Annotated in this window: 15 protein-coding genes and 1 tRNA gene; 11 read left to right on the top strand and 5 right to left on the bottom strand. The window is 67.0% G+C overall.

The window, feature by feature from the left end; all coding sequences use genetic code 11:
• Positions 1–12: 12 nt before the first annotated feature.
• Positions 13–1005, bottom strand: coding sequence for an FAD-binding oxidoreductase (locus tag BIX52_RS03400; protein WP_083659976.1), 993 nt, complete (start codon positions 1003–1005; stop codon positions 13–15).
• A 62-nt stretch (positions 1006–1067) separates the two neighbouring features.
• Positions 1068–2348, bottom strand: a complete 1281-nt coding sequence (locus BIX52_RS03405; RefSeq protein ID WP_075219556.1) for an aromatic ring-hydroxylating oxygenase subunit alpha — start codon at positions 2346–2348, stop codon at positions 1068–1070.
• A gap of 142 nt (positions 2349–2490) precedes the next feature.
• Between BIX52_RS03405 and BIX52_RS03410 the strand changes: the two genes are divergently transcribed.
• The gene (locus tag BIX52_RS03410; RefSeq protein ID WP_075219557.1) at positions 2491–3402 is read left to right on the top strand and encodes a LysR substrate-binding domain-containing protein; all 912 of its coding nucleotides are present in this window, start codon (positions 2491–2493) and stop codon (positions 3400–3402) included.
• Here the strand turns inward: BIX52_RS03410 and BIX52_RS03415 are convergent.
• The gene (locus BIX52_RS03415) at positions 3399–4439 is read right to left on the bottom strand and encodes a GlxA family transcriptional regulator (RefSeq protein WP_083660058.1); all 1041 of its coding nucleotides are present in this window, start codon (positions 4437–4439) and stop codon (positions 3399–3401) included. The two genes, BIX52_RS03410 and BIX52_RS03415, sit on opposite strands and share 4 nt — an antisense overlap.
• Positions 4440–4587: 148 nt before the next feature.
• On the opposite strand from BIX52_RS03415, the gene BIX52_RS03420 reads away from it, so the two are divergent.
• The 6 genes from BIX52_RS03420 (at position 4588) to BIX52_RS03445 (ending at position 12450) form a co-directional block, all read left to right on the top strand.
• Complete coding sequence (locus BIX52_RS03420; RefSeq protein ID WP_075220137.1) at positions 4588–5841, top strand: sarcosine oxidase subunit beta family protein; 1254 nt, start codon at positions 4588–4590, stop codon at positions 5839–5841.
• Between the two features lie 7 nt (positions 5842–5848).
• Positions 5849–6136, top strand: coding sequence for a sarcosine oxidase subunit delta (locus tag BIX52_RS03425; RefSeq protein WP_075219558.1), 288 nt, complete (start codon positions 5849–5851; stop codon positions 6134–6136).
• The gene (locus tag BIX52_RS03430) at positions 6133–9144 is read left to right on the top strand and encodes a sarcosine oxidase subunit alpha family protein (RefSeq protein WP_075219559.1); all 3012 of its coding nucleotides are present in this window, start codon (positions 6133–6135) and stop codon (positions 9142–9144) included. Before BIX52_RS03425 ends, BIX52_RS03430 begins: the two co-directional genes overlap by 4 nt.
• On the top strand, positions 9137–9634 hold the full coding sequence (locus BIX52_RS03435; protein ID WP_075219560.1) for a sarcosine oxidase subunit gamma: 498 nt from the start codon (positions 9137–9139) through the stop codon (positions 9632–9634). Before BIX52_RS03430 ends, BIX52_RS03435 begins: the two co-directional genes overlap by 8 nt.
• A gap of 115 nt (positions 9635–9749) precedes the next feature.
• On the top strand, positions 9750–11078 hold the full coding sequence (locus tag BIX52_RS03440) for an extensin-like domain-containing protein (RefSeq protein ID WP_075219561.1): 1329 nt from the start codon (positions 9750–9752) through the stop codon (positions 11076–11078).
• Between the two features lie 70 nt (positions 11079–11148).
• Positions 11149–12450: a serine hydrolase domain-containing protein gene (locus BIX52_RS03445; protein ID WP_157956189.1), complete on the top strand. Its 1302-nt coding sequence runs from the start codon at positions 11149–11151 to the stop codon at positions 12448–12450.
• An 81-nt stretch (positions 12451–12531) separates the two neighbouring features.
• On the opposite strand, the gene BIX52_RS03450 is transcribed toward BIX52_RS03445, so the two are convergent.
• A complete protein-coding gene (locus BIX52_RS03450) occupies positions 12532–13656 on the bottom strand; it encodes a type III PLP-dependent enzyme (protein WP_075219563.1) in 1125 nt (374 codons plus the stop codon).
• Positions 13657–14421: 765 nt separating this feature from the next.
• Here BIX52_RS03450 and BIX52_RS03455 point away from each other — a divergent pair.
• From BIX52_RS03455 to BIX52_RS22735, 4 genes are all read left to right on the top strand, one after another.
• Positions 14422–16959 (top strand): cation:proton antiporter, encoded by a 2538-nt coding sequence (locus BIX52_RS03455; RefSeq protein WP_075219564.1) that lies wholly within the window; start codon positions 14422–14424, stop codon positions 16957–16959.
• A gap of 49 nt (positions 16960–17008) precedes the next feature.
• Positions 17009–17084: transfer RNA gene (locus BIX52_RS03460), tRNA-Phe, on the top strand.
• A gap of 462 nt (positions 17085–17546) precedes the next feature.
• Complete coding sequence (locus BIX52_RS03465; RefSeq protein WP_075219565.1) at positions 17547–18713, top strand: DUF262 domain-containing protein; 1167 nt, start codon at positions 17547–17549, stop codon at positions 18711–18713.
• A gap of 6 nt (positions 18714–18719) precedes the next feature.
• Positions 18720–19373: a HEPN domain-containing protein gene (locus tag BIX52_RS22735; protein WP_139312707.1), complete on the top strand. Its 654-nt coding sequence runs from the start codon at positions 18720–18722 to the stop codon at positions 19371–19373.
• A 74-nt stretch (positions 19374–19447) separates the two neighbouring features.
• Here BIX52_RS22735 and BIX52_RS03470 read toward each other — a convergent pair whose 3' ends face one another.
• Entirely contained in the window at positions 19448–20158 is a 711-nt protein-coding gene (locus BIX52_RS03470; protein WP_139312708.1) for a GntR family transcriptional regulator, read from the bottom strand.
• Between the last annotated feature and the right edge of the window lie 43 nt (positions 20159–20201).

Raw genomic sequence — 20201 nt, forward strand, 5'->3', positions numbered from 1 at the left:
CGAGCGGACGGCTCAGCGGTCGAGAACGATGTCAGACAGTGGGCGGCTGGAGCAGGGCAGGATGAGGCCCCGCGCCACCTCACGGTCGCGAATGCCGCCGCCGTGGTTCATGTCCACGGAGCCGGAGGTTTTCATGCATTTGCAGGTGCCGCAAACGCCCTTGGCGCAGGACGAGGCCATCGGCACGCCCGCCAGCCGCGCCGCCTGCAGGATGGTGAGGCTCTCCGGGCAGTCGAAGTGTTTGCCCGACTTGGCAAAGGTGATGCGATAGAGCGTCCCCTCGGCGGGCACCTCCACGTCCACATCGCCGAAGTCGAAGCTCTCCTGGTGGTAGCGCGAGTCAGGCACGCCGAGGTCGGCGGTGAGGGCGCGCATCGCCACCATGAAGGGCTCCGGCCCGCAGCACATCACCGTGCGCGCGGCGAGATCCGGCACCACGCGGGCGAGGAGGTCGGCGTTGATGCGACCCGTCTCCCCGGCCCACCCCTCTCCGGCCGCCTCCACCACCGGCACCACGCGAAGGCGCGGCATGCGGCGAGCGAGGCGGGCGAGATCGTCGGCGGCGATCACGTCCTTAGGCGAGCGGGCCGCGTGCAGGAACACCGCGTCGAGGTCGAGGCCGATGTCGGCGGCGGTGCGCACGGCCGAAAGCATCGGCGTGATGCCGCTGCCGCCGGATATGAGCGCATAGGGAACGTCCGCCGCCGGGGGCGAGAAGACGCCCGACGGGCCGAAGGCTTCGATCACCGTTCCGGGGGTCAGCGCCGCATGAAGGTGGCCGGAGAGGACGCCCCCCGGCTTCTTCTTCACGGTGATGGAGACCGCCCGCTCACCCGCCGCCGATGACGACAGGGTGTAGCATCGTTCCACCGGATCGCCGTCCGGCCCCGGAACGCGGATGGTGATGAACTGACCCGCGGCGAAGGCGATGCGGCCCCCGTCCTCGGGGGCCAGCAGGAAGCTGCGGACGTCGTGAGTCTCGTCCCACGCGGCGATGCAGCGCATGCGGGCCCATCGATCGGTACGCCACTCGGCCCGCGTGGCAGGAAGGCTGAAGGACGACAAGCCTAGTAACCGTTCGCCTGCATCCGTTCGACATACCAGGTCGACCAGTCGTCCAAGGTGCGCTCGGTGAAGCGCGAATAGGGGCCGGGGCGGTAACCCGCGGACTGGGCGCCCTGGTGGGCGATGCGCACGAGGTCGGCGTCCTCGCGGTTGGTGTCCACCCACACGGAGATGAGGTTGGCGAGGTCGTAATCCTCGCCCTCCACCGCGTCCTTGTGGACCAGCCACTTGGTGCGCACCAGCGTCTTGTCCGGCGAAACCGGGATCACCGTGAAGACCACCGCATGGTCGCCCATGAAGTGGTTCCAGCCGTTGGCGGTCCACAGGTGGGTGTCGCCGGTGCCGGTGGCGACGGCGTCCGACAGCGGAACGCGGCAGGCGGCGCGGGTGTCCAGCGTCTGCGACTCGCCGTGCCCGGCGATGATGAGGCGCTGGGTGCGGAACTGGGTCGGATGGCCGACGACGTTGTTGATCGCCGCCGAGGGAAGACCGCACGCCTCCCACGCCGACGTCTTCTGCGCATAGGCGGCCGCCAGCGCCTCGGCATCGGCGCGCTCGTCGTCGTTCAGCTCCGTCGGGTCGAAGCCGAAGTCTGACGAATGGAAGGACAGCGCCAGTTCCGGGTGGTTGCCCGCGCAGTGGTAGCACTCACGATTGTTTTCCATCGTGAGCTTCCAATTGCCGTCCTCGATCAGGTCGGTCTCGTAGGCGATCTTGGTGTTCTTGAGGTCATAGGGGGCGATGCGCGGCTCCATCGCGGCGGCGAAGTCCTCGATGTCCACCGGCGGATCGTTTGACAGGCACACATAGATGAGCCCGGCGACGTTCCTCATCGCCACCGGCTTGAGGTGATGCAGCGCCTTGTCGAAATCGATCCCCATGTGAGGGGCGCCGGTCAGTTCGCCGGACAGCTCGTAGGTCCACTGGTGGTAGGGGCAGACGAGCTTGCCGACGATGGCGCGCCCGGTCGGCACGATCTTCGCGCCGCGGTGGCTGCAGACGTTGTGGAAGGCGCGGATCTCCCCCTCGTCGTCACGCACGAGAACGATCGGCGAGGGGCCGATATCCACAGCGTAGACGTCGCCGGCTTCCGGAACGTCCGCCTCGCAGCCGACGACGATCCAATGGCGGTGGAAGATGACGTCCATGTCGGCGTCGAACGCGGCCTGGCCGGTGTAGAGCGCGCCCGGCAGCGAAAAGCCCGGCTTCCGCGCCGCCAACAGCGTGAAAAGGTCATCGTCGACGGGATCGACTGCCCGCCATTGGCGCACGACTTGCTGCATTAACAAGCACCTTCCGATCTACTTGGCGACGCACATCGCGCGTCGCAACGCCAAGTATTTTGTCTCGACAAGCGCGTTCCGCAATCCGATAAAAAATCGCGTTTCGCATGAGGTGGAGTTATGGGTTTGCAGGGCCGGTGAAATGTCACGCTTAAGACGGAGCGTCCCGTCGCTCGGCGCCCTCGCCGCGTTCGAGGCGGCGGCTCGTCTCGGCGGGTTCACCAAGGCCGCCGGCGAACTCGGCGTGACCCAGGCCGCCATCTCGCGCCAGATCCGCGTGCTGGAGACCGACCTTGGCAAGCCCTTGTTCGTGCGGGGAAACCGGGTGGTGGAGCTGACCGCGGCCGGCCGCCTCCTCGCCGAAGCAGTGTCCGAATCCTTCACCCGCATGGCCTCGGCAATCGACGAGATCCGCGAGGGGCGAGACCTCACCACCCTCACCGTCTCCACATCGCTCGCCTTCTCGCACTTCTGGCTGCTGCCGCGCCTGCCGTCCTTTCGGGTCGCTCACCCTGACGTAAAGTTATCCGTCCTCTCGTCCGACTATGCGGTCGACTTGCGTTTGGGTGAGGCGGACGTCGCCATCCGCTACGGCAAGCCCCCCTTCAGGGACGGGCACAGCGTCGCATCGCTGCCGGAGATCGCCTATCCGGTCGCAAGCCCCGCCCTGGTGGAGAGGCTGCCCCATCCGATCACCAGCGACACGCTGAACCACCTGCCGCTGATCGAGGGCGAGCCGCGCGAGCGCCAGTGGCTCTCGTGGCCCAAATGGTTCGCGCTGGCCGGGATCGACGCCATCCCCCGCCGCGGCATCCTCACCTTCAACCACTATTCGGACGCTGTTTATGCGGCGATCACCGGCGAGGGTGTGATCCTCGGCTGGCACCGCCTGCTGGAGCGCCCGCTCGGCGACGGGAGGCTCACCCGCGTCGGCGATGTGCAGGTGGAGATCGAGGAGGCGCACCATGTGGTGGTCGCCTCGGACAAGCTGGACCTTCCCACCGTCGGCGCCTTCGTCGAGTGGATCACCGCCGGGTTCGACGGCTGCGCCTAACCGGCCGCCGGCGCGACCAGTGTGCGCCGCCAAACCTCCGGCGTGACCCCCTCCTCGGCCCGGAACACGCGGATGAGGTGGGACGCATCGGAAAATCCGGTCTCGGCGGCGATGTCGGTCACCGAGCGCGGGGTGGCCGCCAAGAGCCGCTTGGCCTCGGCAAGCCGCACCCGCCGCGCCGCGTCGTGCGGGGTCAGCCCCAGCGTGGCGCGGAAATGCCGCTCCAACCTCCTGCGCGAGACGCCGAGCCGCGCTGCCACGTCGCCCACCGCAAGCGGCGCCGCCATCGTCTCGCGCATCAGCCCCAGAGCGCGGCGCACCAGGGGGTCGGTGGTGCGAAGATCCTCCGGCGCCGGTTGCGGCCGGTCCGCCTCGTGCGCCTCGTCGATGATCATGATGGAGAGGCTCTTCCTCGCCGCCGCCCGGCCGACATGGCGGTCCACCAGGAACGCCGCCAGATGCGCCGCCGACACCCCGCCCGAGCACGTCAGACGGTCCCTGTCGACCACGAAGATGCGGTCCGCCACCGGCTCCAGCCCGTCGAACCGGTCGAGGAAATCGTCGCGGTGAAACCAGGAGACGCAGGCGCGGTAGCCCTGCATCAGCCCCGCTGCGTGGAGCACGAAGGAGCCGGTGCAGACGCCGACCAGCGGCACCCCCGCCGCCGCAGCGCGCCGCAGGAAGGCGATCGCGGCCGGGTCCAGCCGCTCCACCTCGTCGATCAGCCCGCCGACGACCACGATGTAGTCGAACATCGCCGGATCGCCGAACCGCGCGTCCGGCGTCACTGCGAGGCCGGAGGAGGAGCGCACCGGCTCCATCGTCGCCGACAGCACCTGCCAGCGGCACAGCACCGGGCGCGAACGGTCCCCCTCGTCGGCCGCGAGGCGCAAGACGTCGACGAAATTGGCGAAGGCGCACAAGGTGAAGCGGCGCGTGAGGATGAAGCCGACCGACAGGCGCGGCCCGTCTTTCGCGCCCGCACGGGCGGCGGCCGGTCCGTCACCCTTGCCAAGCCCGCGCGGTGCCGTTTCCATGGGTGTGCCCGCCGTCGTCATGGTGTCGCAAATCGACGATGCCGCCGACGCATTCATTCTGTACGACGCCGCCGCTTTGGCGCAATGGTCGAGCCTCGCGCGCCGGTCAGTCCGCCACGGTCCCACCGCCCTCACCGCCAGAGCCGTCATGACGCATTTTTCCGCTCTCGAACTCCTGAAAAGCGCCGTCACAGGCGACAAGCACTGGACGAAGCAGTGGCCCGAGGCCGAGCCGAAGGAGGAATATGACGTCGTCATCGTCGGCGCCGGCGGACACGGCCTCGGCGCGGCGCACTATCTCGCCAAGGAGCACGGCATCACCAACGTGGCGGTGATCGACAAGGGCTGGCTCGGCGGCGGCAACACAGGCCGCAACACCACCATCATCCGCTCCAACTACCTCTACGACGAGTCCGCCCGGCTCTACGACCACGCCGTCGACCTGTGGGAAGGGCTTTCCCAGGACCTCAACTACAACGTCATGTTCTCGCGCCGCGGCGTGATGATGCTCGCCCACACGGTCCACGACGTGCAGTCCTTCAAGCGGCACATCCACTCCAACCGCCTCAACGGGGTCGATAATCGCTGGGTGTCGAAGGAGGAGGCGAAGGCGATCTGCCCGCCGCTGAACATCCGCGCCGACGCGCGCTATCCGGTGCTGGGCGCCGCCTGGCAGGGCCGCGCCGGCACAGCGCGGCACGACGCGGTCGCCTGGGGCTATGCCCGCTCGGCCTCCTCGCGCGGGGTGGACATCATCCAGAACTGCCCGGTCACCGCCATCCGGCGCGGGCCGGACGGTGCGGTGTCGGGCGTCGAGACCGCGAAGGGGTTCATCCGCGCCAGGAAGGTGGCGGTATCGGCGGCGGGCCACACCTCGGTGCTGATGGACACGGCCGGCGTCCGCATGCCGCTGGAATCCTACCCCCTCCAGGCGCTGGTGTCGGAGCCGGTGAAGCCGGTCTTCCCGTGCGTCGTCATGTCCAACACCGTGCACGCCTACATCTCGCAGTCGGACAAGGGCGAACTCGTCATCGGCTCGGGCACCGACCAATATACATCCTACTCCCAGCGCGGCGGCATGGCGCTGATCGAGCATACGCTGGCCGCCATCGTCGAGATGTTCCCGCAGTTCAGCCGCATGCGGATGCTGCGGCTGTGGGGCGGCATCGTCGACGTGACACCGGACCGCTCGCCGATCCTGGGCAAGACGCCGGTGCCGAACCTTTACGTCAATTGCGGCTGGGGCACCGGCGGCTTCAAGGCCACGCCCGGCTCGGCGCACGTCTTCGCGCACACCATCGCCACCGGCGAGCCGCACGCGATCAACGCCCCCTTCACCCTGGAACGCTTCACCACCGGCCGCCTCATCGACGAGGCCGCCGCCGCAGCCGTCGCCCACTGAGGCCGCCATGATCCTGATCCACTGCCCCTATTGCGACGAGACGCTGCCGGAGGCCGAATTCACCTACGCCGGCGAGGCCCACGTCGTCCGCCCCGACCCGTCGGTGAGCGACGAGACGTGGCGCGACTTCCTCTATATCCGCAGCAACCCCAAAGGCCCGCACGCCGAGCGCTGGCGCCACGCCCACGGCTGCGGGCGCTACTTCAACGCCATCCGCGACACCGTGTCGGACCGGGTGCTGACCACCTACAAGGCCGGCGAATCCAAACCCGTCCTGCCGGGAGACGTGAAGTGAGCGAGACCTACGAGCACGTCGCCCCCGCGCGCTACCGCATCTCCGGCAAGGGCCGCGTCAACGACCTCGCCCCCGTGCGCTTCACGTTTGACGGGCGTGAGATCGTCGCCGCCGCGGGCGACACCGTGGCTTCGGCGCTGTTGGCGCACGGCATCCACCTCGTCGGCCGCTCGTTCAAGTATCACCGGCCGCGCGGCGTGGTGACGGCGGGGAGCGAGGAGCCCAACGCACTGATCCGCGTGACGCACAGCGCCAAAGGCGGCGAAGGCCGGACGGAGCCGAACACCCGCGCCACCATGCAGGAGGCGGTCGAGGGGCTGAAGGTGGAAAGCCAGAACCGCTGGCCGTCCCTGTCGTTCGATGCGCTCAGCCTCAACGACCGGCTGTCGCGCGTCCTCGGAGCGGGCTTCTACTACAAGACGTTCAAATGGCCGCGCTCCTTCTGGGACAAGGTCTACGAGCCGGCGATCCGCGCCGCCGCCGGCCTCGGCCGCGCGCCGACGGAGGACGACCCGGACCACTACTCGTCCCGCTACGCCTTCTGCGATATTCTGGTGGTGGGCGCCGGTCCCGCGGGCCTTGCCGCCGCGATGGCCGCCGCCGGCGATGGCCGCCGCGTCATCCTCGCCGACGAGTCCGGCGAGCCGGGCGGCAGCCTGCTCGCGATGCCCGCCGCCACCATCGACGGCAAACCAGCCTGGGTGTGGCTGGCCGAAACCTTGGAGACGCTTGCCGCCGCCGGGGTGACGATCCTGCTCCGCACCACCGCCATCGCCTACGACCACGAGAACATGGTCGGCCTCGTCGAGCGCGTGACGGACCACCTTGCGACCGCCCCCGCGGACCTGCCGCGCGAACGCTTTTGGCGCGTGCGGGCGGGCCGCGTCGTGCTCGCCCAAGGCGCCATCGAAAAGCCGCTGGTGTTCGACGGGAACGACCGCCCCGGCGTGATGCTGGCCGGCGCCGCGCAGACCTACCTCAACCGCTACGGTGTCGCGGTCGGCCGCCATGTCGCCGTCGCCACCAGCCACGACAGCGCCTGGCACACCGCCTTTGCGCTGACCGACGCAGGCGTCACCGTCGCCATGATCGCCGACACGCGGGCCCAAGTCGCCCCGGCGCTGACGGCGGCTGCGGCGGAGCGCGGCATCGCGGTGATGCTCTCCACCGTCCCCGTCGCCACCCAGGGCACCAAACGGATCAAGGGCGTGTGGCTCGCCGAGCGCACAGGCGACACGGTGGCGGAGGCGGGTTACCACGCGTGCGACGCGCTTCTGATGTCGGGCGGGTGGACGCCCGCCGTCAGTCTCTTCAGCCACACCAAGGGCAAGCTCGCCTGGGATGCCGCCACCGGCCGCTTCCTGCCGGACACCTCGCCCGAAGCCTGCCACACGGCCGGTGCCGGCGCCGGTGTCTGGGGCCTCGCCGATGCGCTCGCCAGCGGCGCCGAGGCGGGCGCCGCCGCGGCCGGAACCACTGCGCCTTCATTCACCGTCACAGGCGACGATGCCGGCACCGGCGCACCGGAAGGCGCCCTCCCGTCGGACCGTCCGGCCCGCAAGGCGTTCGTGGACTTCCAGAACGACGTGACGGCCAAGGACATCCGCCTCGCCGTCACCGAGGGGATGCGCTCGATCGAGCACATCAAGCGCTACACCACCACCGGGATGGCGACGGATCAGGGCAAGCTCTCCAACATCAACGGTCTGATGATCGCCGCCGAAGCGCTGGGCAAGACCCCGCCGGAGGTCGGCCTCACCACCTTCCGCCCGCCCTATACGCCGACCACCTTCGCCGCCCTTGCAGGACCGCGCCGCGGCGCCACCTTCGAGGTGACGCGCAAGACGGTGATCGACCCGTGGGCCGAGGCGGCGGGCGCCGTGTTCGAGCCTGTCGCCCTGTGGCGCCGCGCCCGCTACTTCCCCAAGGGCGTGGAGACCATGGACGAGGCGGTGGCGCGCGAGTGCAGGACCACCCGCAAGACCGCCGGCATCTTCGATGCGTCGACGCTGGGCAAGATCGAGGTCGTCGGCCCGGACGCAGCAGAGTTCCTGAACCGCATGTACACCAACCCGATGCTGAAGCTCGGCGTCGGCAAGTGCCGCTATGCGCTGATGCTGGGTGATGACGGCTTCATCCGCGACGATGGCGTGATCGCCCGCGTCGCCGAGGACCGGTTCCACGTCACCACCACCACGGGCGGCGCCCCGCGGGTGCTCGCCACCATGGAGGACTACCTTCAGACCGAGTGGCCGGACCTCAAAGTGTGGCTCACCTCCACCACGGAGGAGTGGGCGACGATCGCCATCAACGGCCCCAAGGCGCGCGAGATCCTGAAGCCGTTCATCAAGGACGCGGACATTTCCGCCGAGGCCTTCCCGCACATGTCCATGCTGGAGTGCAGCTTCGCTGGCGTTCCGTGCCGCCTCTTCCGCGTCTCGTTCACCGGCGAACTGGGGTTCGAGGTGAACGTCGGCGCCGCCGAGGGGCGCAAGGTGTGGGAGTTGATCGTGGGTGCGGGCGAGAAGGTCGGCGCCTGCGTCTACGGCACCGAGACGATGCACGTCCTGCGCGCGGAGAAGGGCTACATCATCGTCGGCCAGGAGACGGACGGGACGGTTACACCGCAGGATGCGGGCCTCTCCTGGGCGCTCGGCAAGACGAAAGCCGATTTCGTCGGCATGCGCGCGCTGAAGCGGCCGGACATGGCGAAGGCCGACCGCAAACAGCTCGTCGGCCTCTTCACCGAGGATCCGGGCACGGTGCTGGAGGAAGGCGCGCAGATCGTCGAGGGTCCAGATGAGCCGCTGCCGATGACCATGCTCGGCCACGTCACCTCGTCCTATATGAGCGCCACCTTGGGCCGGTCGATCGCCATGGCGGTCGTCTCCGGCGGTCACGCGCGGATGGGCGAGACGCTCTACGTGCCGATGGACGACGGCGTGATCGCCGCCACCGTCACCTCAACCGTGTTCTTCGACCCCGAAGGAGCGCGCCTCAATGGCTGATGTCACCATCCGCACCCTCACCCGCGCGGCCCGCTTCTCGGTGCGCTGCGGCGAGGCGGACCGCACCGCCGCCGCCGAGGCGCTGGGCGTCCCGCTGATCGGGACCATCGGCGCCATCGCCGTCGCCGGCCCCCGCCGCTCCCTGTGCCTGGGGCCGGACGAGTGGATCGTCGCGGCGCCGCTGGAGGACGGGCCGGCGATGACCGCCGCCTTCGCCGCCTCCCCCGCCGTGGGCAGTCTGGTGGAGGTCACCAACCGCGACGTGACGTTCGCCATCACCGGCCCCGGCGGCGAGGAGCTGCTCGCCCACGGCTGCCCGCGCGACCTCTCCAAGCTCGCACCCGGCCGCGGCGTGCGCACGGTGTTCGACGGGGTGAGCGTGGTGCTGTGGCGCTTCGACGACCGCTTCGAGATGACGGTCTGGCGCTCCTACGTGCCGTTCGTGGAGGCCCTTCTGAGCGCCGCCGCGCGGGAGATGCAAGCCGCCTGAGCCGCCTGACCGCCACGAAGCTCTTGATCGCGTCAACCGGCTGTTGACCTTGTTGGGTCATCATTCAATGAGGCGTGTATAGTGCGGGGCAGAGTGGCCCCTGGCGGAGTACGGCATGAGACCTCTCATCGGGCGAGGCGATGCCGCCCGGCGTTTCGCCGCGGCGATCTGCGCGGCGTTGACGGCGATGGCTGCCGTCGCGCCCGCCGTGGCGCAGACGACCACCGTCCCACGCCCCAAGCCGCGGCCCCATTTCGAGATGTCGCGGTCCGCCGGGCCGGGCGCGACGGCCGCCGCGCCGGTCGACACCCCCGCGCAGACGACCGCCACAACGGAAGCGGTGCCGGTGCCGGAGCCCAATTCCCGCTTCGCCCTCATCGACGAGGTGCTGCGCGAGAGCGGCATTCCCATCCCCGCCGCGGCGCCGACCGCCTTCTCGATGACGGTCGATCCGCGAGCCAACCCGGCGGTGCGCGCCACCGAGGCGGTTGCCGCCTCGCTGACCGCGCCTGTGCGCACCACGCCCGCACCCTCGCCCGCACCCTCACCCACGCCTTCCCCGGCCACGGTCGAAACCGCCGCCGCGGTCGCCCCGCGCGCCGAACCCGCGCGGCGCGACACGGCGCCGCCGGCCGCCGCTCCCTCGGCCGTGGCTCCGTCCGTCGCGGCTCCCTCTGCCGCAACGCCGCCGGCCACCAAGCCCGAAGCGCCGCAGACCGCCGCCACGACCGACGCGCCGCCGGAGACGCCCGAGGCCGCCCCCGTCACCACCCGGCCGAAGCCCAAGCCGGCCGTCAGAACCGCGACGCGCCTCGCCCCGAACGGCACCACCAAGCGGCGCACCGAAGGCCCGCCCAGCAGCGGCAACCGGGTGCAGGAAAGCGTGCGCGCGGCGCGGCTCGACCCCGGGGACGGCCCCGCCTGCGAGGCGGCGCTGAAGGGCAACGCCACCTTCACCGTGCGCGATGCGGTACGCGACAACAGCTGCGGCGCGCCGCGTCCGCTGTCGGTCAGCGCCGTGGAGGGCGTGGCGCTGTCGTCCACCGCCACCTTGCGCTGCCCCGTCGCCACCGCCTTCGCCGACTGGACGGAAACCGTGGTTAAGCCCGCCGCGAAGAAGCACTTCCGGCAGGACATCGCCAGCTACGTGATGGGGCCGAGCTACGCCTGCCGCACGCGCCGCAACGGCTCGCGCACCACGCGGCTGTCCGAGCACGCCTTCGCCAACGCAGTCGACGTCGCGGGCTTCAAGCTGAAGGACGGCACCGTCATCATGGTGGAGCCGAACCATTCGGGCGCGGCGAAGGCGTTCCAGGCGGAGGTGCGCAAGGGGGCGTGCGGCCCGTTCAAGACGGTGCTCGGCCCGCGCACCGTGGCCTATCACGACGATCACCTTCACCTCGATTCCGCGCCGCGCGGCAACGGTTCCATTTACTGCCGGTGACCGGGCCATTCCTTGCCGGTTCATGTGCGCGGCCATAAGTCCCATCCCGCATGATTTTCGGGAGCCGACGATGATCCGAACCTCTGGCGCACTGATGCTGATCGTGGGTGCCCTCGCCTTCGGGGGTCCACCGGCCGCGGCCGATCCGCTGCCCGTGGTCTCACCCGAGGCGGCGGGGCTGTCGGCCGAACGGCTCGCCATGGCGGGCGCCAAGCTCGAGGCGGACATCGCAGCGGGCACCATCCCCGGCGCGGTGCTGACCGTGCTGCGCGGCGGCAAGGTCGCCTACCAGAAGGCGTTCGGCATCGCCGACGGGCGGGCCGGAACGCCGATGGCGGAGGATTCCATCTTCCGCATCTATTCCATGACCAAGCCGGTCACGAGCCTCGTCGTCATGCAGCTCGTCGAGGAGGGCCGCATCCTCCTCACCGACCCGGTGTCGAAATATATCCCCTCCTTCGCGGATCCGGTGATCGGTGTCGAAGGTGTCGACGAGGCGGGCGACCCGGTTCTGGCGGACGAGATCCCCGCGGCACGCGAGCCGACCATTCACGACCTGCTGCGCCACACGGCCGGGCTGGTCTACGGCGCAACCGGGCGCGGTGCCGTGCGCGACATCTATTTCGACACCGAGATCACCCGCGCGATCATGCCCAACCGGGAGATGGCGAAGACGATCGGCGAGGCGCCGCTGGCGTTCGAGCCGGGGACGGGCTGGGAATATGGCCGGGCCACGGACGTTCTGGGCGCGATCATCGAGGAGGTGGAGGGCCGGCCGCTGTCGGAGGTCTTCGAGGCACGCGTCTTCGGCCCGCTCGGCATGGTGGACACGGCGTTTTGGGTGGAAGACGAGGCGGACCGGGCGCGGGTCGCGCAGCCGGCCGATTCGCCGCTCGGCGGACGCGAATTCATGCTGAAGGCGGACCGCAAGCCCTCGTTCGAATCGGGCGGCAACGGTCTCTTTTCCACCGCGCCGGACTATGCCCGCTTCACGGCGATGCTGATGAACGGCGGCACCTTGGACGGTGTGCGCATCATCGGCGAGCGCACATTGGCGTTCATGACGTCGGACCACCTCGGCGCGATCCCTCATGGCGCGCCGGAGGGGGTGAAGTCGCTCGGCTATCTGCCGGGGCCGGGCTACGGTTTCGGCCTCGGCTTCGCGGTGCGTCTGGCGGAGGGCGAGGCGCCCTTCCCCGGCTCACCCGGCGATTATTTCTGGGGTGGCGGCGGCGGCACCTATTTCTGGGTGGACCCGGCGCAGGACCTGGCGGCGATCTTCATGCTGCAGGGCGCCCGCCAGGGACAACACTACCGCCCCCTCCTGCGCAGCATGATCTACGCGGCGATCACCGGCATGCCGGCGGACTGAGCCCCCTTTGCGTGTCCGCCCCGAACGCAAAAAGCCCGCGCGGTGAGCGCGGGCTTTTTCGTCACGCCGGGGCCGATGGCCTCAGATCACGTAGGACGCCAGCGGGGGGAAGCCGTTGAAGGCGACCGAGGCGTAGGTGGTCGTGTAGGCGCCCGTGCCGGCGATGAAGAGCTCGTCGCCGATCTCGAGGTTGATCGGCAGCGGGTACGGGGTCTTCTCGTACATCACGTCGACGGAGTCGCAGGTCGGGCCGGCGAGGATCACCGGGCTCGTCTCACCGCCGCGCGAGGAGGTGATCGGATAGCGAATGGCCTCGTCCATCGTCTCCGCCAGGCCGTTGAACTTGCCGCAGTCCAAGTAGACCCATCGGATATCGTCCTTGGCCTTCTGGGACACGAGGATCACCTCGGTCTTCAGAATGCCGGCGTTGCCCACCATGCCGCGGCCCGGCTCGATGATCGTCTCGGGCAGACGGTTGCCGAAGTGGGCGCGGATGGAGGCGTTGATCTCCTGGCCGTACTCGCCTTCCTCGGGGATGTCCTCGAGATAACGGGTGGCGAAGCCGCCGCCGAGGTTCACCATCTTCAGCTCGATGCCCTTGTAGGACAGGGTGCGGAAGATGTTGGCCGACGACTCCAGCGCCTGATCCCAAGCGCGCGGGTTCTTCTGCTGCGAGCCGACGTGGAAAGACACGCCGTAGGCGGTGAGGCCGGAACGGTGAGCGTGCGACAGGACGTCGATCGCCATGTCGGGCTCGCAGCCGAACTTGCGCGACAGGGCCCACTCGGCGCCCTCGCCGTCGCACAGGATGCGGCAATAGACGCGGGCACCGGGGGCGGCGCGGGCGACCTTGTCCACCTCGGCCTCGCAATCGACGGCGAACATCGTCACGCCGCGGGCGTGGGCGGCGGCGACGTCACGCTCTTTCTTGATCGTGTTGCCGAAGGAGATGCGGTTCGGGGTCGCACCGGCGGCCAGCGCCATGTCGATCTCCTGCACCGAGGCGCAGTCGAAATTGGAGCCGAGCTCGGCCAGGAGGGCGAGGATCTCGGGCGCGGGGTTGGCCTTTACCGCATAGAAGATGCGGCTATCCGGCATGGCTTTTGCAAAGCGCAGATAGTTCTCGCGCACGACCTCGAGGTCGACGACGAGGCAGGGGCCCTCCGGACGGCGATCGCGGAGGAAGTTCATGATGCGGTCGGTCATTGGCGCAACCCCAAAGCAAAGAAGGTTTGCGTCGGCACGACATCGTTCGGCTGCGCTGTGGAGGCGTCAGCCGTCGTCCGTCGAACCGAATGGCCCCCGCAACTGCCTGTTCGGCGGGGACACGTCGCGTCACACGATCCACACGCACGGCGGTGAAGCCGGACGGCGGGGCGATAGAGACGGTGTTCCGAGGGGGTGTGGTCCCTTGGCGTTCCGTCTTGTGATGCTAGCGCTTTGGATGGGGGTGTCCCGTCCGCACGCCTGGCAAGGAAGTAAGTGCCTCTTCAGTGACCCCGGCATTTGGACAGCCGGAAGAGACCAAAAAAGCCCTCTACGTCGTTGCTTCAAGTCGCGCTGCGTTGGGTTGATCGGCAGCTCCTCGCTGCCAACGTCCACCGCAGGGTCCGGTTCAATCCGGAAGACCGGTCATTGCCCCGCAGGATCCAGGCCCGCTCCAGCCGCTGCGAACAGCTGAGGCGTGGCACCCAGGTCCTGCGATGACCGGCACGCGACCACAGGCACGTGCGAAATTGGGCAAGGCGTATATGCTTGAGGGCCGCGGCATTTGCAAGGGGCGATCAGCCCTCCGACACGCAAAACTGTGTTTTTCCGCAAGGGCCGAGCGGACCCGCCGACCCGAGCGCCCGCGCGCCGCCGCACGGTCACGGCGGCCTCACGCCGCAGCACCGCCATCTTGATCGCGCGCGCGGGTGATGCGCGCCTGCGTCCGTTCCCCCGAACTTCAACTTGGTGCAAATAGCGCGCATGTCGCTGGCCCTCGTCCTCACCGCCGTCATCGTCCTCGTCGCGCTCATCGCGGTCGTCGAGGCGATCTCGCGCAGCTTCGCCCTCCCCCAGTCCATCTCGCTGGCGGCCCTCGGCATCGTGCTCGGCCTCCTCGCCACCGCCGGCCATGCCCCCGAACCTCTCGCCCCGCTGGCCGAGCTCTTCCGCGAACTCCCGATCTCGGCGGACGCGCTCACCCTCATCCTGCTGCCGCCCCTCCTGTTCGACGCCGCGTTCCGGACGGACGCGCGGCGCATGCTGGACGACGTCACTCCCATCGTCCTCCTCGCAGTGGTGGCGGTGCTGGTCTCCACCTTCGCCATCGGCCTGGCGCTCGCCCCGGTCACCGGCATGTCGCTGACGATCTGCCTCCTCCTCGGCGCCATCGTCTCCACGACGGATCCGCTCGCCGTCCTCTCCATCTTCCGCGACGTCGGCGCGCCGGCGCGCCTGGTCCGCATCGTCGAAGGGGAAAGCCTCTTCAATGACGCCGCCGCCATCGCCCTCTTCACCATCCTGGTCGGCATCGCGTCGAGCACATCGCCCGGCCTTTCGGGCGCTGAAACCTTCCTCGACGGGGTCGTCGTCTTCACCGTGTCGGGCATCGGCGGCGCGCTGGTGGGCCTTGGGACGGGAACCGCGGCCGGACTCGTCATCGCGCTGACGCGGGGGCATCCGGCCGCCCTCACGTCCGTCACCGTGGCGCTCCCTTATCTCACCTGGGTGCTGTGCGAGGAGCAGCTCGGCATCTCCGGCGCCATCGCCGTCATCGTCTCCGGCCTCGCCACGGCGCGGCGGGCGCAGTCGGGCCGCGCCGTCGCCTCCTGGCGGCACGTTCACATGATCTGGGAACAGCTCTCCTTCTGGTCCAACAGCCTCATCTTCGTTCTGGCGGCCTTCCTGGTGCCGACGCTGCTGTCACGCTTCGATCTCGACATGGCGGTCGCCACGGGCGTCGTGGTGGTGGCGGCCTTCGCGGCGCGGGCGCTGATCCTGTGGGGCTTCCTGCCGGTGCTGCAGCGCCTGGCGCTCGCCCAGAGCATCGAGAACAAGGCCAAGGCGCTGCTCTGGTGGGGCGGCATGCGCGGCGGGTTGACGCTGCTGCTCGCGCTGTCGATCACCGAGCTGGACGCGATCCCGCACGACCAGCAGGAGTTCATCGCGGTCCTCGCCACCGCCTTCACGCTCTTCACCATCTTCGTCAACGGCCTGACCTTGCAGCCTTTGACGACCCTCGTGGGGCTGAACCGGTTGTCGCCATTCGAGCGCAATCTGTCGGCCGGGGCGCGCGCCTTCGCCCGGCGCCGCGCGGCCGAGAGGGTCGAGGCGGCGGCCTCCCAATATGGCATCGAGACCGGCGTCGCGGAGCGTGCGCTGGAGGCCTATGGCCGCGCACAGACGGCCGAGGAGAAGGTGCCCATCACCGCGCGCTCCCACCTCGCCCTCGTGGTGCTCGCCCAGGCCGAGCGGGCCGCCCTCTCCCGCCACGCCGAAAACGCCGTGATCTCACCCCGCGTCGCCGAAAGCCTCAACCGCGAGGCGCAGCGGGTGCGCGAGGCGGCGCGCGTCAACGGCCGGCGCGGCTACCTCGCCGCGGCCGAGCGCACGACGCGATTTTCCCTCACCTTCCGCGCCGCGCTCCTGGCGCAGCGGCTCTTCGGATTGCGCCGGCCTTTGGCCGCCGTGGTCGCCGACAGGTTCGAGCGGCTCATCGTCCACCGCCTGGTGCTCGCCGAGTTGATGCCCTTCTGCCAGGAGCGCATCGCCCCGGTGATGGGGGCGCGCGTCGCCCAGGTGTGCGTGCGCATCCTGGAGCGGCGGCGCGAGAACGTCACCAACGCGCTGGACGCGCTGGTGCTGCAATATCCGCACTTCGCCCGGCGGCTGGAGCAGCGCTTCCTGGAGCGCATCGCGCTGACGGAGGAGCACCACGCCTACCGCGTGCTGCGCGACGAGGGGATCCTCGCCGCCGACGTGTCGAGCGCGCTGGCCGACGAGCTCGCCGCCGCCAACCGCCGCTTCACCGGCGCGCTGACGTTGGACATCTCGGTCGACAAGCGGGCGATGGTGGCGGCGGTGCCTCTCTTCGGCTCGCTGCCCGAGCCGGCGCTGGCCGATCTCGTGCGCAGCCTGCGGACCCGCTTCGTGGTGCCGGGCGAGCGCATCATCCGCCGCGGCGACACCGACGACGAGGTCTATTTCATCGCCTCGGGCGCGGTGGAGGTCGACACCGGGAGCCTTCGCGTGACGCTCGGCCGGGGAAGCTGTGTCGGCGAGATCTCCGCCGTTCTGGGTGTGCCGAGGAGCGCCGATGTGACCATGCTCGGGTTCGGCGAGCTTCTGGTTCTGCCCGGCCGTGCCTTTCGCGCCCTGCTGGAGGCCAACGGCGATTTGCGGCGGGAGATCGTCGCCGAAGCCCGCCGCCGCCGCGCGGAAGGGGCCGAGAGCGACGCCGCGCCGGAGATTATCCACACGCCGGCCGAACAATCGCCGATCGACGCTGGACAGGCGGTCTAAGCCCGATTATACACCCGCTTCGACGGCGCCGCTGACGTGCGACGCCCTCGCCCAGGTAGCTCAGTTGGTAGAGCATGCGACTGAAAATCGCAGTGTCGGTGGTTCGATCCCGCCCCTGGGCACCATTCTCCCCCGAATGGCGCTGATCTGCGGACCTTTCCAGTTTCTGCGGACTTTCGGTGGCCCACCTGCACCACACAGGTGCTACAGATGCTCCTCCGCATGCCGTCTCCGATGAAGCGTCCGCAGTCTACGTCATTCCAATTTCGCCGCCGCATTCCGCGTGACGTTCTCGACAAAGCGCGACGGCAGACGAGCGGGCGGCGGCATCGTGACGGGCCTGATGTAGGCAGGAGAACGCCAACGCCGGATGCAGTCAGCGGTGGCGGAATCATTCGTAGTGGGCTTTGCGATTTTTGCAGAATCCACGGTTTTCGCCATACTACACCACGCCGCATGACTTGAAGAATGCCATCCCAGCGGCAGCGACCTCTGATGCCGAAAACTTAGAGATTGCAACTGAATTGATTCCATCCTTAAATGACAGCTTCCGATTCTCGGGCGAATAACAAGGGCTAAATTAATATATGTCTGACGCCGTCGATTTTGAGGACGAAGAGGACCAAGCCCTTCCTGAAACAACTGCACGCCAGTTCTCTGATGCCGTTCTCTATTCGTCAGATTGGACCGTCGAGACTATCCTATCCCAACTAAACCGAAAAAACATAATCCTAAATCCGAAGTTTCAACGTCGGGATGCTTGGTCCACAAATCGCAAAAGTACATTTATCGAATCGCTAGTCGTCGGCCTGCCTGTCCCTCAGTTAGTATTCGCGGAGGTTGCTGGACAGAGAGGAAAATACTTAGTTCTTGACGGAAAGCAGAGATTACTCTCTCTTATTGCATTTACGGAGAGCCAGGGCGATAGACGTGCCGGCTTCGGCCTATCTGGAATGACGATCAGAAAGGATCTTTCAAGAAAAAAGTTCCACGACTTCTTTAATGACCCCGAGCTGATTGATGAGCTAAATTCATTTTACAATTATACAATTAGAACTGTAATAATAAGAAATTGGCCTAATAACGATTTTTTACATCAGGTATTTTTAAGGCTCAATACGCAAAGCGTTAAACTTTCACCTCAAGAATTGCGACAAGCGATGGCCCCTGGGCCGTTCACAGAGTTTGCTGATGAATTCTCTGCTGAATCTGCAGCCCTTCATTCCCTACTGGGTCGGGACGGGCCAGACCCACGCATGCGCGATGTGGAACTTCTGGTACGATTCATTGCATTCACTGAGCATCTGACTTCGTATAAGGGGAGGATGAAGGCTTTCCTCGATCAAACGTGCCAAATTGAAAACGATCAATGGCAGGTCCGAGAAAATACAATCGACGAAGCCTCCAAACAATTTGAGCGCTTGATACGAGAGTTGCAATCTATTTTTGGTGAAAATCTTGCGCGGAAGCCAAGATCTCGTTCGTTTAATAGAGCGATTTTCGACACGCTATCTTTTTATGCCGCTCAAGGGCCGATACTTGACGCGATGGCCCGCAATCGACAAGCGGTGCATAGCGCTTATGAGCATTTATTCGATGACGTAAAATTTCTTGAGGCCATTGAAAGCGATACCGCGGGCATTCCAAACACAGCCAGCAGGCTTCGCATCTGGGGGGAAGCACTTTCTGGCGCTCTAAATATGAATATTGATCTGCCACGATTAAAAGACGGTCACTTTGTGATCTCAGAGTGAATCATCGTGTCCTCGGAAGCGTATAAGGAATTAAAAGCCTCGGTAAAAATTCTTAGATTGCACCTTCTCTCCAAAAAATTTCGAACCGATGGGTATTATCGCGATCGAGTATTTACTGGGGTTATTTCTTTTAGAGTTTTATCTCATGCCGCAATAGAGGAGTACCTCGAAAAGAGGGCAATTCAGATTGCAGTATCGGCTAGCGCAATATGCAAAAAACACGGCCGGATTTCTCATAGCGCCGCCTGCCTGGTTTCATTTAGCAAGAAAATCTTCGGCGAGCCGCCAGACACATTTGATTCCCCTCAGCCAAATCAGCAAAAAATTTGGCAGGAAAAAATCGATATGAAAACCCGTGTCAGCGTGGCTGCATCTCTTTATATATCGAATATAAAAAATGAAAACCATGGCATTCGCGAAAAGAACGTCCTAAACATCCTTTTGCCAATCGGATTTCCAACCGAGAAAATTGATCCCTTAATGCTTGCTGAGTTTGATACCTTCGGAAAACGTCGAGGAGAGGTTGCTCATAGCTCGCCAAAGGTTCATACGGTAAAAAAACCTGATCCGGAGCAAGAACTGGCGACAGTAAATCGCATTATCAATTTGCTTAAGGATGTCGACGACGAGTTGGACTCGATTCTTGCGTCGGTGACTTGAAACAGTGCGGCATACCGCGGCGCACTCTTACAAATGAACGCTTTCACTTTTTAACGGCACCCTGATCGAAGCGCCTAAGCCAGCACCACGCCGCCGGGCGTGTCGCCTGCGTCCTTGCCGTTCGGGGTGCCGTCGCGCGCGCGGAAGAAGTCGAGAAGGCGCTGCGCCCCGCGGTGAACGTGCTCCTGGGACAAGGCCTCGGCCCGCGCCCCCTGCCCTGCCAGAATCGCCCGCAAGATGTAGTGGTGATCCTCCTGCGCACGGGCGATGAAGGCGAAGTCGAAGGCCTGGTCCTTCACCCGGTCCACACCCGGCAGCGTGCGCGTGCGGCGCAACGTCTCGGCCAGATGCTCGTTGCGCGAGGCCTCGATGATCATGAGATGGAACGTGTTGTTCAACTCGCGCAGCTCGTCCGCCCGGTCCTCCGATCCCGCCTCGATCACCGCGTCCGACTTGGCGACGTTGCGGTTGATGGCCCGCCGCTCGGCCGCGGTCAGCCCGTTCTCGGCCGCAAGCCGCGCCGCCAGCCCTTCCAGCGAGGACCGCACCTCGTAGACACCGGCGATGTAGGCCTGGGTGATCGGCCGCACGACGAAACCCGCGTTGGGCCGGTAGACGACCAGCCCCTCGCTGGCGAGATAGTTGAGCGCCGCGCGCACGGGCGTGCGCGACGTGCCGAGCTCGGCCGCGAGGTCCACCTCGTTCAGACGGGCCTGGGGCTCGTAGTCGCCCCTGATCAGCCGCTCACGCAACTGCGCCGTAATCGCCTGACTGCGCGTGGTCACCAAACGTCGTCTCGCTTTCTTGAGGCCGGGCACACCATTGGTC

It is taken from the genome of Acuticoccus yangtzensis, from assembly GCF_001927245.1.
Taxonomy (GTDB): domain Bacteria; phylum Pseudomonadota; class Alphaproteobacteria; order Rhizobiales; family Amorphaceae; genus Acuticoccus; species Acuticoccus yangtzensis.

Coding starts and splice junctions, on each gene's coding strand:
- BIX52_RS03400 (WP_083659976.1), bottom strand. CDS start 1,005: ATGCGCTGCATCGCCGCGTGGGACGAGACTCACGACGTCCGCAGCTTC.
- BIX52_RS03405 (WP_075219556.1), bottom strand. CDS start 2,348: ATGCAGCAAGTCGTGCGCCAATGGCGGGCAGTCGATCCCGTCGACGAT.
- BIX52_RS03410 (WP_075219557.1), top strand. CDS start 2,491: ATGTCACGCTTAAGACGGAGCGTCCCGTCGCTCGGCGCCCTCGCCGCG.
- BIX52_RS03415 (WP_083660058.1), bottom strand. CDS start 4,439: ATGGAAACGGCACCGCGCGGGCTTGGCAAGGGTGACGGACCGGCCGCC.
- BIX52_RS03420 (WP_075220137.1), top strand. CDS start 4,588: ATGACGCATTTTTCCGCTCTCGAACTCCTGAAAAGCGCCGTCACAGGC.
- BIX52_RS03425 (WP_075219558.1), top strand. CDS start 5,849: ATGATCCTGATCCACTGCCCCTATTGCGACGAGACGCTGCCGGAGGCC.
- BIX52_RS03435 (WP_075219560.1), top strand. CDS start 9,137: ATGGCTGATGTCACCATCCGCACCCTCACCCGCGCGGCCCGCTTCTCG.
- BIX52_RS03440 (WP_075219561.1), top strand. CDS start 9,750: ATGAGACCTCTCATCGGGCGAGGCGATGCCGCCCGGCGTTTCGCCGCG.
- BIX52_RS03445 (WP_157956189.1), top strand. CDS start 11,149: ATGATCCGAACCTCTGGCGCACTGATGCTGATCGTGGGTGCCCTCGCC.
- BIX52_RS03450 (WP_075219563.1), bottom strand. CDS start 13,656: ATGACCGACCGCATCATGAACTTCCTCCGCGATCGCCGTCCGGAGGGC.
- BIX52_RS03455 (WP_075219564.1), top strand. CDS start 14,422: ATGTCGCTGGCCCTCGTCCTCACCGCCGTCATCGTCCTCGTCGCGCTC.
- BIX52_RS03465 (WP_075219565.1), top strand. CDS start 17,547: ATGTCTGACGCCGTCGATTTTGAGGACGAAGAGGACCAAGCCCTTCCT.